At 38.6% G+C, this 18,074-nt stretch carries 18 protein-coding genes; 7 read left to right on the plus strand and 11 right to left on the minus strand.

Annotation, left to right across the window (positions count from 1 at the left end):
- Positions 1-7 precede the first annotated feature (7 nt).
- Both RWU19_RS00765 and RWU19_RS00770 read left to right on the plus strand, forming a co-directional pair.
- The gene (locus RWU19_RS00765; protein WP_002375011.1) at positions 8-976 is read left to right on the plus strand and encodes a TDT family transporter; all 969 of its coding nucleotides are present in this window, start codon (positions 8-10) and stop codon (positions 974-976) included.
- A gap of 250 nt (positions 977-1,226) precedes the next feature.
- The gene (locus RWU19_RS00770; protein ID WP_086327929.1) at positions 1,227-2,270 is read left to right on the plus strand and encodes a YeiH family protein; all 1,044 of its coding nucleotides are present in this window, start codon (positions 1,227-1,229) and stop codon (positions 2,268-2,270) included.
- A gap of 62 nt (positions 2,271-2,332) precedes the next feature.
- Here RWU19_RS00770 and RWU19_RS00775 read toward each other — a convergent pair whose 3' ends face one another.
- On the minus strand, positions 2,333-2,797 hold the full coding sequence (locus RWU19_RS00775) for a methylated-DNA--[protein]-cysteine S-methyltransferase (RefSeq protein ID WP_002314561.1): 465 nt from the start codon (positions 2,795-2,797) through the stop codon (positions 2,333-2,335).
- 245 nt (positions 2,798-3,042) lie between these two features.
- Here RWU19_RS00775 and RWU19_RS00780 point away from each other — a divergent pair, with 245 nt between their 5' ends.
- Entirely contained in the window at positions 3,043-3,990 is a 948-nt protein-coding gene (locus RWU19_RS00780; RefSeq protein ID WP_002340968.1) for a glycosyltransferase family 2 protein, read from the plus strand.
- 337 nt (positions 3,991-4,327) lie between these two features.
- Here the strand turns inward: RWU19_RS00780 and RWU19_RS00785 are convergent, their stop codons facing one another.
- The 3 genes from RWU19_RS00785 to RWU19_RS00795 form a co-directional block, all read right to left on the minus strand.
- Complete coding sequence (locus RWU19_RS00785) at positions 4,328-6,400, minus strand: DNA topoisomerase III (RefSeq protein ID WP_123838007.1); 2,073 nt, start codon at positions 6,398-6,400, stop codon at positions 4,328-4,330.
- Complete coding sequence (locus RWU19_RS00790) at positions 6,333-6,710, minus strand: DUF1033 family protein (RefSeq protein ID WP_002312065.1); 378 nt, start codon at positions 6,708-6,710, stop codon at positions 6,333-6,335. Before RWU19_RS00790 ends, RWU19_RS00785 begins: the two co-directional genes overlap by 68 nt.
- 128 nt (positions 6,711-6,838) lie before the next feature.
- Positions 6,839-7,399, minus strand: coding sequence for a TetR/AcrR family transcriptional regulator (locus RWU19_RS00795; protein ID WP_123838008.1), 561 nt, complete (start codon positions 7,397-7,399; stop codon positions 6,839-6,841).
- 149 nt (positions 7,400-7,548) lie between these two features.
- Between RWU19_RS00795 and RWU19_RS00800 the strand changes: the two genes are divergently transcribed.
- Entirely contained in the window at positions 7,549-8,841 is a 1,293-nt protein-coding gene (locus RWU19_RS00800; RefSeq protein ID WP_002329559.1) for a multidrug efflux MFS transporter, read from the plus strand.
- Positions 8,842-8,900: 59 nt separating this feature from the next.
- Here the strand turns inward: RWU19_RS00800 and RWU19_RS00805 are convergent, their stop codons facing one another.
- The 7 genes from RWU19_RS00805 to RWU19_RS00835 all read right to left on the minus strand — a co-directional run bounded on the left by RWU19_RS00805 (position 8,901) and on the right by RWU19_RS00835 (position 15,324).
- Positions 8,901-10,019: an aminotransferase gene (locus RWU19_RS00805; RefSeq protein ID WP_123838009.1), complete on the minus strand. Its 1,119-nt coding sequence runs from the start codon at positions 10,017-10,019 to the stop codon at positions 8,901-8,903.
- Positions 10,020-10,032: 13 nt separating this feature from the next.
- Entirely contained in the window at positions 10,033-11,454 is a 1,422-nt protein-coding gene (arcD, locus tag RWU19_RS00810) for an arginine-ornithine antiporter (RefSeq protein ID WP_086285770.1), read from the minus strand.
- Positions 11,455-11,697: 243 nt separating this feature from the next.
- Complete coding sequence (gene mnmA, locus RWU19_RS00815) at positions 11,698-12,819, minus strand: tRNA 2-thiouridine(34) synthase MnmA (protein ID WP_002313365.1); 1,122 nt, start codon at positions 12,817-12,819, stop codon at positions 11,698-11,700.
- A 206-nt stretch (positions 12,820-13,025) separates the two neighbouring features.
- Positions 13,026-13,631 (minus strand): hypothetical protein, encoded by a 606-nt coding sequence (locus RWU19_RS00820; RefSeq protein WP_123838010.1) that lies wholly within the window; start codon positions 13,629-13,631, stop codon positions 13,026-13,028.
- An 87-nt stretch (positions 13,632-13,718) separates the two neighbouring features.
- Positions 13,719-14,363, minus strand: a complete 645-nt coding sequence (locus RWU19_RS00825) for a hypothetical protein (protein WP_260241483.1) — start codon at positions 14,361-14,363, stop codon at positions 13,719-13,721.
- A 60-nt stretch (positions 14,364-14,423) separates the two neighbouring features.
- Positions 14,424-15,017, minus strand: coding sequence for a hypothetical protein (locus tag RWU19_RS00830; protein ID WP_123838011.1), 594 nt, complete (start codon positions 15,015-15,017; stop codon positions 14,424-14,426).
- 40 nt (positions 15,018-15,057) lie between these two features.
- Positions 15,058-15,324: a hypothetical protein gene (locus RWU19_RS00835; RefSeq protein WP_025477198.1), complete on the minus strand. Its 267-nt coding sequence runs from the start codon at positions 15,322-15,324 to the stop codon at positions 15,058-15,060.
- An 837-nt stretch (positions 15,325-16,161) separates the two neighbouring features.
- Here RWU19_RS00835 and RWU19_RS00840 point away from each other — a divergent pair.
- From RWU19_RS00840 to RWU19_RS00850, 3 genes are read left to right on the plus strand one after another with little or no spacing between them, the layout of a single operon-like run.
- A complete protein-coding gene (locus RWU19_RS00840) occupies positions 16,162-16,404 on the plus strand; it encodes a hypothetical protein (protein ID WP_260241486.1) in 243 nt (80 codons plus the stop codon).
- 30 nt (positions 16,405-16,434) lie between these two features.
- Positions 16,435-16,821, plus strand: a complete 387-nt coding sequence (locus tag RWU19_RS00845) for a hypothetical protein (protein ID WP_260241488.1) — start codon at positions 16,435-16,437, stop codon at positions 16,819-16,821.
- 30 nt (positions 16,822-16,851) lie between these two features.
- Positions 16,852-17,991 carry a hypothetical protein gene (locus RWU19_RS00850; RefSeq protein WP_316002439.1) on the plus strand — a complete coding sequence of 380 codons (1,140 nt, stop codon included), beginning with the start codon at positions 16,852-16,854 and terminating at the stop codon, positions 17,989-17,991.
- The last annotated feature ends 83 nt before the right edge of the window (positions 17,992-18,074 follow it).

Raw genomic sequence — 18,074 nt, forward strand, 5'->3', positions numbered from 1 at the left:
TATATATATGAAGAACTTTTTGAAAATTATTCCGATCCCGATCTGCGGGTTGATCCTTGGGTTAGCTTCCCTTGGAAATCTGTTTAAAGACTATCACCATGTTGCTTTAGGCAATCTAACTGGCGGTATCTCAATGATTCTTATGATATTCATTTTTGTTAAATTGTTTATCTTATTTGAGCATACGAAACAAACGTTGCATGATCCGATCATCGCCTCCGTTTCACCAACTTTTACGATGTCACTCATGGTTATTTGTACTTATTTTGTTTCATATGAAAGTATTGCACCGATTGTCAAATTCATTTGGTTGTGCGCAGTTATTTTCCAAGTGATACTGGTCTTTTATTTCAATTATCACCATGTCATCAAAGCTGATCTTTCTATTGAAGCAATTTATCCAAGCTGGTTTATCATTTATGTTGGGTTTGGGGTCATCACTGTAACTGCTGGGAACTTCTTCCCACTTATTGGAAAAATCTTCTTTTGGATTTCATTGGTCTGCTATGCGTTCTTATTGCCAATCATCATCAAACGCGTCTTTTTCGTAAGAAATATGGCTCATCCGACACGTCCGCTGATTACGATCGTTGCAGCACCTGGTTCTCTTTGCCTGACAGGTTACCTGAAAAACTTTGCAGAACCTAACTTTTATCTTGTCGTAGCGTTGTTCGTTTTATCTCAAGTATTGTATTTCGTTGTGCTGTCTATGCTGCCACGCTTGTTCAAGCTTCGTTTTTATCCAAGCTACGCAGCCTTTACGTTCCCACTTGTTATCTCTGCAACAGCTCTATTTACTACTGTTCATTACTTCAACAGTTTAGGTATTTATAGTAGCGTATTAGATTTCTTAAAAATTGCGGAATGTCTGTTTGCAAGTGTAGTTGTCTTCTACGTGCTTGCTCATTACGTACGTTTCTTAACTAAAGAACATAGCAAGCATGGAAAATTTGTTTCTAAAAAAATCGCTTCATAATTGATTCGATTGGTTGTGAAAAAGCTGTTCTGCATCAAGTCATAAGAACAGCCAAACAAAAACTGCTTCTCATGTTTTTGAATTGGTTGGGCTTAATACCGAGAAACTGGCTTTTGAACACCGTTTATTCGAAACAAGAGGTTGTGACAAGACTTTTGTCACGGCCTCTTATTCTTTTGTCAAAATACTGGTTTAGTGCTACTATGTTCGAGTATGCTTTTAGTATTTATTGACGAAAGGAACCAATCAAATGAAATCATTGTCACATCCAATAAAATCTGTAAAGGATTCAGCGGTCCGCGAGATTTTGCCCGGGTTACTGCTTTCTTTTGCCATTGCTGCCGTCAGCCGGCTTCTTGCTATTTATCTACCACAGTTAGGTGGAGCGACTATTGCTATTTTATTGGGTATTTTATTAGGAAATACTTTTTTTAAACAGCCTGTTCTAGCAATCGGCACAAAATTCGCTGAAAGCAAACTATTGGAATTCTCTGTTTTTTTACTAGGTGCAACTGTCACCGCTCAAACGATTGCTCAAATTGGTGTAAAAGGAATTGTTTTTGTGTTACTACAGATGTCAATCACTATCATCGGTGCTTACTTGATTGGTAAGAAACTGCAATTCAGCGATACTTCTTCTTTGATGATGGCTGGAGGAAACGCTGTTTGTGGTTCTTCTGCTATTGCTTCGATCGCCCCTTCCATCCATGCAAAAGAGGAAGAAAAAGGACAGATCATCACACTGGTCAATCTACTAGGTACTGTGATGATGTTGACCCTCCCTTTTCTTGGATTACAGCTATTCGGCGGAAATCTCATTGAAAAAAGCGCACTTTTGGGTGGTACACTCCAATCTGTGGGTCAAGTAGTCGCTGGTGCAAGTTTGCTTGACAGTTCTGTTGTCGAATTTGCCATGTTGTTTAAGATTCTACGTATCATGATGCTTGTTGTTGTTGTCTATTTGTTTGAAAAATTCATGCACAAGAAACAACCAGCTCTGTTTGAAACACCGACTGATACGCAGAAAAAACGAAAATTACCTCTTCCTTGGTATGTATTAGGGTTTGTGATCTTTTGTTTGGTCAACAGTTTGTTTTCTTTACCTGTAGTTATTGACCAATCGGCACATTTTATCAGTAGCTGGTTTGAGATCACTGCTTTAGCGGCAATTGGGCTACGTTTAGACTTTGCAAAATTCATGAAAGAAGGTACACGTTTCTTATCTTACGGATTGGCTGTCGGGCTTCTCCAAACAGTGATGGCTTTACTATTTATTTGGCTAATCAAACTTTAGAATGAACACGAAAAACAGTTGTGATTCTCGCATGGAACAATGTTAAAATCACAACTGTTTTTTTAATTTTGCAGATACCCTTCTAATAGCAACAATTGGCGTTTGATTTCGACTCCATCTGTTGCGTTTCCCATATATCCTGTCAGTTTTCCATTTTGCCCGATCACTCGATGACAAGGAATAACGATTGGCAATGGATTGGTTCGATTTGCCTGTCCAATCGCTCGCACAGCTTTCGGACTATCGACAGCAACGGCTACTTCTTTATACGTTCGGATTTCTCCATAAGGAATGGTCGACAAAGCTTTCCAGACATTTTGCTGAAAAGGCGTACCTCTCTTTATAGATAAAGGAACTTCAAATTCTTTTCTTTTTCCCGCAAAATATTCTTCAAACTGTTCCTGTGTGCGCGTTAAAATTTGCTGATTCGCTGATTCGCTTTCTGAAATTGGCTGAAAAGATACGGCAGTCAACCCGGATTCATCTGCATCTAACCATAAAAAGCCGATAGGTGTGTGTATTTTCATTTTGTTTGCTCCTGGTCAACAGACTGGAGCTTCCTCCTTTTTCTCTGTCCGAAACTACTTGCCAACTACTGAAAATTGTTCTTAAAAGTTTGATAAACCGAGGAAACATGGTAAACTAAATACGGTAGTTTACCAAAAGAATACCTGTTCTTTTACGTAAAATCAAATTTAAAAGGTGTTATTTAAGGTTTATTAAATTTTGAATGTAAACCATATATAAACATACGATTGAAAGGATAGAAACGATGAAAGTATCAATTGTTGTCCCATGTTTCAATGAAGAAAAAACGGTTCCTCTTTTTTTTGATGAGGTTGAAAAATTCAAAGGTGCCCATGAGTTCGAATATTTATTTATTGACGATGGATCAAAAGACGGTACGTTAGCAGCAATCAAGAAGCTAGCTGCAGCTTATCCTTATGTCCGCTTTGTCTCATTTTCCAGAAATTTCGGGAAAGAAGCGGCTCTATACGCAGGATTACAAGCTTCTACAGGAGATTTAGTGACTGTTATGGATGTTGATTTGCAAGATCCGCCTGAACTGCTTCCTGAGATGATTGAACGAATCACTACTTCTGATATCGATTGTGTCGGCACCCGGCGTTCGACTCGTGAAGGTGAGCCTGCAATCCGCAGTTTCTTTGCGAAAAAATTCTACCAGTTGATCAATAAAATCAGCGATACAGAAATGGTCGATGGCGCTCGTGATTTCCGTTTGATGACCCGACAAATGGTGGATGCTGTCCTAGAACTAACAGAATACAACCGGTTTTCAAAAGGATTATTCAGTTGGGTCGGATTCAAAACAGAATATATTTCTTATGAAAACCGCGAACGTGTAGCTGGTGAAACATCTTGGTCCTTCTGGAAATTGTTCAACTACTCGATTGATGGTATCGTGAACTTCTCCGATGCGCCATTGACGATTGCTTCATTTATCGGCGCTTTGTCTTGTGTCGGTTCTGGTATTGCGATCTTGTTCATTATTTTGCGGGCATTGCTGTTTGGTGATCCTACATCAGGATGGCCTTCCATGGTCTCGATCTTCCTATTCATCGGCGGAATCCAACTGTTATGTCTTGGAATCATCGGGAAATATATCGGAAAAATCTTCTTAGAAACGAAACAACGTCCTGTTTATATTATTAGAGAAACAGAAAAAGTGAAGCCAAATGAATTGAAGCCTCACCAATAATATACGTCAAATGAAGTAAACATTTTTTTAATGAAGAGGGACTGTGACAAAAATCTTGTCACAGTCCCTCTTTCCGAACAAACGGTGTTCAAAAGCTTGCATCTGCGGTAATAAATCCAGCCAATTCAAAAACATGATAAGCTGTTTTTGCTTGGCTATTCTTATTACTTGATGCAGGATGATGCAGAACAGCTTTTTCACAACCTCTGATATACGGTGTTCCAGAAGTAGCTTCTTCGAAAAATAAGCCGAAATGTTACAAAAATTTGAAAAGCAATTTTCGTAAATTCCTTCTTATTTCTTGAAGCTGACCACTTCTGTCACAACCGCCATCTTCTTACTTCTTCATTGCCGCTTTTAGTGCTGCTGCTAATGGGCTTTCTTCTGGTTCTTCTGCCTGTGCATATTTTTTCAGCAAGCGACGTTCTTCATGTTTGGTCATTTTCTTCTTCTGCTCTTTTTTATCAAGCATTTTTTCTGTCGTTCCGTCGTATTTACAACGGAAATAAGCACCATTTTTGCCTTCGATGATTTCCATTTTCCGGTGACATTGTGGGCAGCGATGGTTGGAGACTTTCGGATCTTTTCTTCTGCGGTAGCTGCAATCTGAATTGGTGCAGACATAAATTTTGCCGTCTCGTGTGTTTTTCTCACGCAGATTGGCCCCACATTCTGGACATTTCTTTTGGGTGATCGAGAAATCTTGATATTCTTGTTTGCTTGATTTGATTTCATTCACCAAGCGTTTTGTTTCTTTTTCGATTCCATTCAAGAAGGTTCCTGCTTGTTTCTTTCCTGCAGCAATCGCTTCAAGGTCTTTTTCCCAGCTCTCTGTCAGATCCGGTGTCACTAAAGATGGGTTGACTAATACTAATAATTGTTTACCTTTAGGGGATACTTGCAGTCCTTGAGGGGTACGTTCCATCAGCTCTGATTTGATCAGTTTCTCAATGATCTCTGCACGAGTAGCCGGGGTTCCCAGACTGTATTTTTCCATTTGTCCAAGCAAGCTTGCTTCTGTCAATGGTTTAGGCGGTGCAGATAATTCTTTTTTGATGGTGAAATCAGGATTGATCCGCATTCTTTTTTCCCATTTGACTGTTTCCGTTTCAGATTCCGTTTCGCCTTTCCACCCTGCTTGGACGACACGATTTTGTCGGAAAATGAATTGTTCTTTACCAAATTCAACCGTGACTTTTGTCTGACTGACTTTGTGTGGTTGAGCAAACAAGCCTAAGAAACGAGCGACGATCATCTGATAGATTTTTTGCTCTTCATTACTTAGTTTTTCATAACGTGCTCGGTTTTCAGTTGGCAAAAGCGCATGGTGATCGGTCACTTTATTGTCTTGGAATACTTTTGTCTGTTGGACGATGGCTCCGTTTTTCAAATACTGCTTGACCTCAGGAGCAAAGTCGCTGACTGCTTGCAGTCGTTCGTTCATCGTACTTTTCATGTCGTTTGTCAGATATTTGCTGTCTGTACGCGGATAAGTAACGATTTTATGGGTCTCATATAAACTTTGTACAAGACTTAATGTTTTCTTTGCAGAATAGCCATAGCGTTGATTGGCTTCTCTTTGGATCTCTGTTAAATCATAAGGCAGCGGCGCAGATTCCGTTTTTAATTTTTCTTGGACTTCTGTGACAGTTCCTTTGCTTGTACTGATCAATTGAACAAGTTTTTGTGCTTCTTCTTGTGTTTTTAAAGCAAATTGATTTTTTTGAACCATTTTGGCTTGTTCTTTTCCAGCGTGCAACGTGATCGTGAAATACGTTTGTGGACGGAACTGTTCGATTTTCTTTTCTTGATCTCTCACTAATGCTAGTGTCGGTGTCTGCACACGGCCTGCTGATAAATTGTCCGCATACTTCACAGTTAAGGCCCTGGTCACATTCAATCCTACCAGCCAGTCCGCTTTTGCCCGGGCAAGAGCAGATTCATACAATGCATCATATTCTTTTGCAGGTCTTAGTTGCTTGAATCCTGTTTTGATTGCTTTATCTGTTTGAGAAGAGATCCATAACCGCTTCACTGGTTTATTGAAATGCACATACTCTAAGATCCAGCGAGCAACAAGTTCTCCTTCCCTTCCGGCATCTGTCGCAATGACTGCTTCTGAGATATCTTTTCGTTGAGCCAGCTGCTTGATTGCTTTTAATTGATGTCCTGTTTTAGGAAGTGGTTTGATTCCTAGTTTTTTAGGGATCATCGGCAACGTGTCCATTTGCCAGCTCTGCCATTCCTTATTCAGATCTTCCGGCATTTTCAATCCTAATAAATGACCAAGGGCCCAAGTAACGATCACCTTGGGTCCTTCATAATAATTTTTGTGCTTTTGATTAGCACCAAGCACCTTGCTTAGGTCTTTCGCAACGCTTGGTTTTTCCGCTAGAATTAGTTGTTTCATAAAATTCCTTTCTGCTTTCTACTGTGATGGGCTGATGATTTTTCAACAACGCAAGTCCCTTGTATTGCTGTAAATCATCGTCACACTCTTCACACCAGCGCTCATCTCCGTCATTCCAAAAGGCGCTGAGAAAGTTGCTTTTTGCATTGATATATTCATAATTTTGATGGATCGCGATCCATTGTTTTTCGTACGCTTGTCGTGCTTCTTCAAAAGACTCGAATGTTTCTTCTGCTTCAATATCTTCTTCCCAGTCTTCAAAAAACCACCAAGGCTCATTGTCCCCGAACATGGTAATTACTTGATACATACTCGTGCTCCTTCTTTCAGCTTTTCTAGACTCATCTTAGTCACTTTTCAAGAAAGTTGCAAGAATTTTCTCTTATAAAAGGATCATTTAATGAACATCTTGAAAATGATACCAATGAATCTGATTGTTTAAGGCAAAGTAGCGATAAAGTCATTGATCATCCAAAAATAGCTGTCCTCTGGATCGATTGTCGGTTCTTTTGTAAAGTATCCTAAAAAACGCAAGGAAAGATAGCCGTGGATCATACTACGTAATTCTCTGCTTCGGTGGACTTTTTCTTCTTTCGTTAATTGAAAAGCCTCAAAGATCTGCAAAATGATCTGGTTCGTTTCATGGATTCCCTCTAATAAAACTGCTTCATTGGTGTGGGGTACACTGATCAGCAACTCATACACTGCTTGATTTGAAAAAGCAAAGGATCGATAAATTTCTGCATAGATCTGCAGTGCTTCCTGACCGCTTTTTCCCACAAGAGCCCGACGCAGCTGGTCATTAAGTTCCTGCAGAAGTTTTGCTGTTAACGCTGTTTTGACATCACGAATATTTTTGAAATGGTTATACAGCGAGGGAGCCTTGATATCCAAGCGTTTTGCTAAATGCTGAAAGGTTATTTGCTGAACATCCATCTCTTCTGCTAGTTCTCGAAAGCAGTCGATGATTTTCTCTTGAGACAGATTTCTTTTTTTCATTTCCATGTTTCCTCTCATAAAATAAATCCTTCACTCTTTCAGTTTACCACGAAAAAGAACGAGAAAAAAGAGACTTTCATTGATAAACTACATATTGTAGTTTATAATAAAGAGTCGTAGATGAAAATTTTCAGAAAGAAGGAGTCTAATTGGCTGCAAGAATAAAGGAAAAATTATTTAGGAAAAGAGAAACTTGGGAACAAAACTTGTTTGTCTTATGGTTTGGAACATTTATGGCTGGTATCGGATTTAGTTTAGTCATGCCTTTTATGTCACTTTACATAGATACGTTAGGTAATTATAGTACGGCACAATTGAACTTTTGGAGCGGATTGACTTTTTCATCTACTTTCTTGGTGACTACGCTGATCTCTCCTTGGTGGGGGAAATTAGCCGACCAAAAAGGAAGAAAATTGATGCTGCTGCGTGCTTCATTAGGAATGGCAATCGTCATTTCTTTGATGGGCTGCGTGACTAGTGTGTATCAATTAGTCGCATTGCGTCTGCTTCAAGGGATTTTTTCTGGTTATATCAGTAATGCCACTGCCCTTGTCGCAACTGGGACGCCAAAAGAAAAAAGTGGTCAAGTTCTTGGAACCTTAGCAACTGGTTCTGTTACAGGAACATTACTTGGACCGCTTCTTGGCGGGATCTCTGCTTCAGCGTTTGGCTATCGCCCTACCTTTTTCATTACAGGGATCATCTTATTTTTCGTCTTCTTGTTGAGTCTGTTTTTCGTCCATGAAAAATTTGTTCCAGTGAAAAAAGAAAACATGGTTTCTGCCAAACAGATTTTCAAAGACTTGAAATATCCACACGTCGTCATCGGTATGTTCGTCACAACGATGATCATTCAAGCATCCAACAATTCCATCAGTCCGATCATCAGTCTGTACATTCGTCAATTGCTGCATGGACATGGGAATGTTACGTTGATCAGCGGAATCATCGCTTCGATACCTGGAATTGCTACTTTGATAGCCGCTCCAAGATTTGGTCGCTTAGGTGACAAGATTGGGAGTGAAAGAATACTTGCGATTGGTTTGGGTTTTGCGATTTTGGTTTATATCCCAATGGCATTCGTCACGAATGTTTGGCAATTAGCTGCCTTACGTTTTTTGATTGGTATCTCTGATGCTTGTCTGCTCCCTGCTGTCCAAGCATTGATCACAAAATATTCGCCTCATCAAGCTGCTGGACGGATCTTCAGTTATAACCAATCTTTCCAAGCAACTGGTAACGTAGTAGGACCTATGATCGGCTCCAGTGTTTCCAGTGCATTTGGTTATCGTGGCGTCTTTCTTTCGACTTCTCTTCTTGTTTTAGTCAACTTCTTGCTTGTACGACACAATACACAAGAGATCCATCAGCAAGAAACTGCAGAAGAAAAAGCTTCAGGAGTCTCCATATCTTCAGAGCACTCTCCTTCTCATAGACAATAAGCGTAAATGAAAAACACTGCTTGAACAGTTGTCACAGACTGTCCTTGCAGTGTTTTTGTTTAGGCCTGTTTTTTCAAGAACTCAGATAAGAGGGATAATCCCTTTTCCAAGGTTTCTTTTTTACAACAGTAACCTAGTCGGGCATGCTTCGGCAAATCAAAGGCACTTCCTGGTACTAATAGTACTCCTGTTTCTTCTAATAAATTGATACAAAATGTCTGGTCATCTTCTTCGATGGCTAATTTGATGAAAGAAGTAGAGACGTAATTGGGAGCGACAAGTTCAACTTTCGGTTCATTTGCTACCCATTGTTTTAAAATCGCAAGGTTCTCTGTAATGATCTTTTTGTTTCGCTCCAAGATTTTTTCTTTGTTCTTCAATGCATGTACAGCAAGATCATCTGACAGGACTCCGCCGCAAATCATCGTGTAGTCTCGATATTTTCGAAAAACCTCTGCCAACTCAGGTCCAGTAGCTGTCCAGCCAATACGGATACCTGGAATGGAGTAGGTTTTGGATAGGGAATTGGTTGCTATACCTTTCTCATAGACATCTACGATCGACAAGAATTCACCTTTATCCGTTAAAGGCGCATATACTTCATCTATCAATACATATGCATCTACTGTACGAGCAATTTCTGCGATTTTTTCTAAAGTTTTCCGATCTAGCAATGTGCCTGTAGGATTGTTTGCACTATTCAAACAGATGATCTTTGTTTCAGGTTTGACTAAGTCTTCCAGCTGTTCTAAATCAAACTGCCAATCTTCTTCTTCCTTCAAATGAACAAAGTCAACAGTGGCACCTAAAGATTTGGGGATGTCATATAATTGCTGATAAGTGGGAAGCATCGAAACAACATGGTCTCCTGCTTCCACTAACGCGTATAGAGCTAAAAGATTAGCACCAGTCGCTCCGTTCGTTTGTAAGATGTTTTCTGGATCGACGGTTTGATAAAGAGAAGCGACTTCTTCTTTGAACGCATCTGATCCTTCGATCCAGCCATAGTCCAATGGTTCATTTTTGCGGTTTTCGAAAAATTCACTTACGCTAGTCCCGTCTAAGCCAACGAGTTCGTCTAATGTCAATGCTTCGATCGAACTTTGTGCAATATCATATACCGCTTTCTTCTCCCATTTATTTAGCCATTCTTCTACACCGAAATTTGCGATTTCCATGTTTCTTTCCCCCTTATATCTTGATCCAGCCTACAGCAAGCAACCCGATTGAAAGCAGTGCGGCCACACAAATCAGCCCAATCATTACTTTTTCTTTTCCCGTGATTTGATGGTTGGTTTCCCGACAAGCGATCCAGTAGAAGCAAAAACCAGGAAGATAAGCAATACTACATAAAAGGACATAAGAAAATCCTGCTAAAATGATTCCCATCAATTCAAAAACTACAGCAATCCCACCGATCACTACTTGTTTTTTGATTCCTTCTTTTAAAGAAAACTGGACTTGATAGATCCCGACAAGCAGATAACAAATCAAGATTGCCGCTGTACATAAAGAATAGGCAAATTGATAGGCATAATCAGTAACTAAGAAAGTCAATAAGAATAGATTAGTCAAGATGGCAGTAACAACTAACGAATAAGTTGGGGCATTTTTTTTATTCGTTTTTCCCCAAGCTTTCGGCAACAGACCGTCTCGAGCCATCAACATCGTTGTTTCTGCTGGGAGCATCGTCCAAGACAGCCAAGAACCGATGATCGAAATGATCAAGCCGATATTGATCAGTGCCGCTCCCCAATTTCCCACGATTCCTTTTAAAATATTTGCCATAGCAGGTTGTGAAATAGTTGCTAACTCTTCTTGAGATAGGACACCGTATGGCAAGATCGAAGCAAGGATATAGATAAACAATAAACAAAGCAGCCCAATGATTGAGGCTTGCTGGGCTTCTGAACGTTTCTTCGCGCGGTTAGCTAAAACACTTGCACCTTCGATCCCTACAAAGACCCACATCATGACCATCAAACAACCTTTGATCTGCAACCAGATCGTTCCTTGCTGTCCTGATCCATTCACTAGATTATCAGATACGTTGCCCCAAAAATCAGTAGTGAATATATTCACTTTAAATGCGATAAATACAAATATTAAAAATAGGAATAATGGCACTAATTTACAGATCGTCACGATCGTATTGATCACGCTCGCTCCTTCGATCCCATTGTTTACTAATAAAGTCAGACCCCAAATAAAAAGACTTGCAAATAAAATAGAAGGAACATTTTGTCCCCCTTTGAATATCGGAAAAAATTCTCCCATGGCACTCATTAGCATCGTCGCAAAAGCAACATTTCCTAGCCACGCAGACAACCAATAGCCCCAGCCACTAATGAAGCCACCTAACTTCCCAAATGAAGCTTCTGCATACCCAAAAATCCCGCCATCCAGATCTGGACGTTTTTCTCCTAAATGGTTCAGCGATAATACCAAAGCTAAAATACCAATCCCGACGATTATCCATGAAAGGATTGCTGGCCCAGGGGCTGCAGAACTAGCCAAATCACTCGTGATTCCAAACACACCGCTTCCGATTGACGAACTGACAACGAGAGCAACCAGTCCCCACTTACTAATACCTGTCGATTTCTTTTCCATTTCCATCACCTTCACTTATAAAATTGAACAAACCACCTGCAAAAGATATCCTTTATTTTGCAACTGCTCTTGCTTACCAAAAAGCAACTTTATTCATATTATTGGATATTATGGACTGTTTTCACTGAAATTACAAGTATAAAATGAATAAAAATTAATTTATTGCAAAAAAACAGCTATGCTGTCCAAAAGAAAAGATGTTTCTTTTGTTAGCCATAGCTGTTTTGATTCATTTCATATCGCTTAAACGTATTGTAAAACTTTTGTTTCTTGGTATGCGTGGTCGATCAAACCGCCACCTAGACATTCCATTCCGTCATAAAATACAACTGCTTGTCCAGGAGTAATGGCACGTACAGGTTCGTCGAATACGACTTCTGCACGGTTATCATCCAATAAGCGAACTGTCACAGGAACATCTTGTTGACGGTAACGGAATTTCGCTGTGCACTTGAATTCTTTTGGCATTGGTTCATTCGTCGTAAAGTGGATTTCACTTGCATCCAAGCTTGTGGCGTACAGTGCAGGATGGTGGAACCCTTGACCCACGTATAATGTGTTCGTCGCTAAATCTTTCCCTACGACAAACCAAGGTTCTTGCGAATCTCCTCCGCCACCGATTCCTAGGCCTTGACGTTGACCGATCGTATAGTACATCAAGCCAGCATGTTGCCCTTTGACTTCACCGTCAAGAGTGACCATATTGCCTTTTTTCGCTGGTAGGTAGTTGCTCAAAAATTGTTTGAAGTTCTTTTCACCAATAAAGCAGATTCCTGTTGAATCTTTTTTCTTAGCAGTCGCAAGGCCTGCGCGTTCAGCAATTGCCCGCACTTCTGATTTTTCCATACCGCCTAGAGGGAACATCGTTTTTGAAAGCTGTTCTTGTGATAATTGACTAAGGAAGTAAGTTTGATCTTTATTGTTGTCTACTCCGCGAAGCATATGGACCACACCGTTTTCATCGCGAGTGACTTGCGCATAATGTCCAGTAGCTACATAATCAGCACCAAGATCCATTGCATAGTCCAAGAATGCTTTGAATTTGATTTCTTTGTTACACATCACGTCTGGGTTAGGTGTACGTCCTGCGCGGTATTCGGCTAGGAAATATTCAAATACACGGTCCCAATATTCTTTTTCGAAATTCACAGAATAATAAGGAATCCCGATTTGAGCAGCTACTTTCGCTACATCCTTATAATCTTCCGTGGCCGTACATACGCCGTTTTCGTCCGTATCATCCCAATTTTTCATGAAGATCCCGATCACGTCGTATCCTTGTTCCTTTAATAAAAGTGCTGTTACAGATGAGTCGACACCGCCGCTCATCCCTACGACAACGCGTGTTTGGCTGTTGTCTGTCATGATATCACCATCATTTCAATTAGATTCTGAAACATCTACGAGTTGAAGGTCGCAACTTTTCAGTATTTTACATTATACGTCATATTTCTGAAAATTTCATCCCTTAATTATCAGCGTTCGAATACATAACCTATCATAGGGAAAAAACAGCGCTATCTTCATACTCCATTGATTCTCATGATCAAAAGAGGAACGGCAGTTTCGATTCATAAGAAAAACAAAAGAACAACATTGTAATAAGTAGCAAATAGATAATTCATTCCTAAAAGTAGCCACTTTATTCGATTATCCTCAAGTTTTGTAGAGAAATAGAGACCCATCAAGCCGGAAATCATCATGAAAAGCAACAAAGCGATGATTGCCCACATCCTGTCAGTATTTAAATAGAAAGCCAATAGATAATGGATCCAAATAAGTAAACTGATCGATATCAACATCGGTAGACCTAGACCGAACAAAAAAAATGCTTTTTCTTTCTGTTTATATTCTAATATTTCTACTAAACCAATATACAACACACATCCTAGCAACAAATCCAACCTAGATAAACTTAACCACCCAATGATGTAAAACAGCCCTAATCCGCAAATCAAAAGAAAATGAAGAGCAATCACTAGCCATTTTACTTTTATAGAATCCATTCTTCTTGTAAAAGCTAGACTGATACCACTTAAAATCCAACATGAATACTGAATGATCAGAAACCCTATCACTTCATGACGAATATACAAATGACTGCTGAGCAAAATCATACAGAATACTAACAGAACCACCGATACCCGCTTACTTTTTTTACTTTCTATTGATAACATCCAACTCTCTCCTTTTTAATTGATTCATACATTGCCTTCCTCATACCCAGTGATTCTCATGATCAAAAGTGAAATGGCAGTTTCGATTCATAAAAAAAACAAAAGAACAATATTGTAATAAGTAGCAAATAGATAATTCATCCCTAACAGCAGCCACTTCATTCGATTATCTTCAAGTTTTGTAGAGAAATAGAGACCCATCAAGCCGGAAATCATCATGAAAAGCAACAAAGGGATAACAAGCCAAGATTTAATAGTATTTGAATGGAAAGCCAACAAGTAATGGATCCCAATAAGCGAACTGATCGATATCAGCATCGGTAGACCTAGACCGAACAGGTAAAATGTTTTTTTCTTTTTTTGATAGTCTAATGTTACGACTGCTCCAAAATACAACACACATACTAACAACAACTCCCACCTAGGTAAACTTATCCACCCGATGATCCACCCAATGATGTAAAACAGCCCTACTCCGCAAGTCAAAAGAAAATGAAGAGTAATCACTAGCCATTTTACTTTTATGGAATCCATTCTTCTTGAAAAAGCTAGACTGATACCACTTAAAATCCAACATGAATACTGGACAATTAGAAACCCTATCACTTCATGACGAATATACAAATGACTGCTGAGCAAAATCATACAGAAGACTAACAGAACCACCGATACCCGCTTACTTTTTTTACTTTCTATTGATAGCATCCAACTCGCTCCTTTTAATTCATTCATACATCGCCTTCCTCATACCCCAGTGATTCTCATGATCAAAAGAGGAGCGGCAGTTTCGATTCATAAGAAAAACAAAAGAACAATATTGTAATAAGTAGCAAATAAGTAATTCATCCCTAATAGCAGCCACTTTATTCGATTATCTTCAAGTTTTGTAGAGAAATAGAGACCCATCAAGCCGGAAATCATCATGAAAAGCAACAAAGCGATGATTACCCACATCCTGTCAGTATTTAAATAGAAAGCCAATAGATAATGGATCCAAATAAGTAAACTGATTGATATCAACATCGGTAGACCTAGACCGAACAGATAGAATGTTTTTTTCTTTTTTTGATAATCTAATGTTGCAACTGCTCCAAAATACAACACGCATCCTAACAACCAATCCGGCCTTGATATACCTACCCATCCGATACCCAAACCACAAATAACAAGAAGATGAGAAACAATAATCACTAGTTTCCATAGATTAGACTCTATTCTTCTTGAAAAAGCTAAACTGATACCACTTAAAATCCAACATGAATACTGAATGATCAGAAACCCTATCACTTCATGACGAATATACAAATGACTGCTGAGCAAAATCATACAGAAGACTAACAGAACCACTGATACCCGCTTACTATTCTTACTTTCTATTGATAACATTCAACTCGCTCCTTTTTAATTGTTTGCTTCGTTGCTGACTTCAAAAAGTTTGAAACAAAATAAATAGAAATTGGAAAACATTAAAATATGTAGCAAATAGATAATTGATGACTAACAACAGCCATTTTAACTTCGCAGATTTGATCTTTGTCGAAAAATAAAGACCTGCTAAGCCAGGGAAAGATATGAAAATCATTAAAGCTGCACTTTGAAGACTATTTCCATAATAGAAATGAGCCATCACTAGACACCAGCCAGACAGTAACATAGATATACATAACCCGACCAAATTGATAGTTAGTTTCATTTTTTCTCCTTTTGTTTTTAATCCTCTTTTTCTTACAACAGAAACGTTCCGCCATTTTTTACCAACCAAAAATGATCCAGTTAAAGATACATATCAAATTCGATACTATAACAATCGCTTTTAAACATTTAGAATTGATTTTTGTTGAAAAAACCAGGCTTAACCCACCAAATAACCAAATACAAAACATTATTCGTATACGAGTCCCATCGTCGTTATAATTTATTGAAGGAAAAAAATAGTCAAAGCTATACAAAGCACTAGCAGACTTATTGAAATGATCGTACACGTCTTACTTTTTAGTGGTAACATCCACACATCTACTTTCTAATTGATTGATACTTGTCTATCTTCAAAAAAACTCTAAACAAAAAACCTCACAATTTGTTATTTAAAAATAAACAAATAAAAAAATATAATAACGCAGTAAAATAAATAGATATACAAATCAACACGCCTATTCAATACTCATTTCTACCAAGAAATTGTATCTTCTGTAGACTATCTAACCCCAAATAAAATATAACGTCTTTGATTTTATTCGTAAAAAACCTAAGTTAAACGCTAATTATTTCATTAAAGATAACAGTTCTCAATTATCGATATAGCTGATTTTACTCTTTGGTGTTATGTGCAATATATGCCTAGATTAAATAACTAATATATTTTATTTTTAAGCTACCACCATAATGATTCATATGTTATTATTTTAGCATAAAACAAGGAGGGATTACATTGAAATCAAAAATTAAATTGTTTCTGACTACCTGTTTACTCGCCGTCGCATTTGCCATCCCAATCACGACTGTACATGCTGATACAGATACCTAGCAGATATTGGAGGAGTATTATGAAGAATTCAAAAATGAATACGCTTCCTTTGATCAGACATTTGAAGAATTCACCTCGAATTATTACAATCAACCATTCAATTCCACGATTTCCGAAGAAGACCAATTGCGTGACTACCTAAACACCGTCAATGAGCACTACATTCGTAAAGAAGCCGAACAATTATCCAAAGCCCCGCCTCTCCGGTCATTCAATATCGGAAATGCTTTGGAGAATATCACTTTTTAAAAAGTACCGACTTATCATAAATATGATCTGATGAATATCGTTCAATCAGGAGATATCATTTTCGAACGGAAAAGGGCTGGAATCACTCCAGTATTTCTTCATCATGTGATGATCATAGAAGGCATTTATGAAGAGACACATCTCATCAATGGAAAACCAGAGACCTTCACATACATTCGAACTATCGAAGCAACTGATTATAGTCCTATACTTGAAACAAAAGCTGGAGGCGTTGTTTACGGTGTCTTGGATGATGAGCGTTTCGATTATACTCAATCAACTATCTTAAGAGTTCCAGAAGCGACAGCGACACAAAGAAATGCAGCCATCTCATTTATGCATGGACAATTGGGAAAGGGATATAAAGTAAGAGATTTATTCGTAGAACCTGATCGGACTTCAGCTAGAATAGATTGATATTGCTCTCTTCTTGTGTGGGCAGCTTATATGAACGCAACACCTGATGGTAGAATCGATGAATTAACTGATAAAAACAATCCTGATTTCCTAGGAATTAATTTAGAGGTAGAAAATTGGCTTACTGAACCAGAAATCACACCTAATGATATTTTTCGTTCTCAAAAAGTCGAGAAAATCAATCCCTTTTTTGCAAACTACAAAGACTATCTGGAGAATATTCAATGGTCAAACGCTGGGACAATCATCAACGACGAAGATTTCATTTTTAGCCGCAGTTCCAACTCATACACCTTAAGGAATGATTATCATTTCATCGCCACGGACAAAACTAACGGGAGACCTTATGCAAGTACACGTCTTACTTTCGGGCGCAATCATTCTGGAACGATCGTCGTAGAATTCGATCTGTTCACCCGTTTTCTTTTAACAGACGAAGCAAGAGCCAAATTTTCTGACAGGAATATCCCGCTTATTCCAGAGACGATTGAAGATCATGATGTTCCGAACTATGTGATGAACTGGATCAATACCTATACCCAATGTTCGTTGGAGATCGTTTATTCTAACAATATCTCTACTGACAACAATCACTTAAGATATAATCGTTCTTTTACAAAAATCACGAAGAAAAAACATCCAGTCAATCCTTATCATATCAACCAAGTCGTCCATACACCGCCTGCCTTCACTCAGCAAAGATTTGACTATACAGAGAACCTCAGTATCTATGACAAATACGAAATGACGCGACCGAATCCTTTCAATGCAGATGTTTCTTATAATCGAGCTACACCAAGTTGGTATTATTTTTATAATAACTTCTATGTACTAGTGAAATTAGAGAATGGCACATATCGCTATGCCTCTTATCTAAGGATCCATGGTTCATTCACAACTGCTGCTTCTGTCAGGAATGGTTATGGCTTCAATCATGATTTCACGATGACGGACGAAGCAAAAGCGATTTATGGGAATTATTTCTATCATATCGGTGTGAATCAGTCAGTGGATTATGCGATTGACTGGCTAAACCGATACACAAAAGAAAACACCCTGATCGTCTATTCCAATAATATAGATAATGATGTTAGGAAATTGAATGATGGTACTGCCACGGTCAGAAAAGCAGTTAATGATCAAGGGAAATTCGTGTACTGTATTTTGTAGTTCCTCCTTACAACATATGGCTGTATTACTAAAAAATAGGATAAAAAGTCGCGCCAAAAAGGGACGACTTTTTATCCTATTTT

The sequence above is a fragment of the Enterococcus sp. 2STP genome (assembly GCF_032465635.1).
Classification (GTDB): domain Bacteria; phylum Bacillota; class Bacilli; order Lactobacillales; family Enterococcaceae; genus Enterococcus_B; species Enterococcus_B lactis.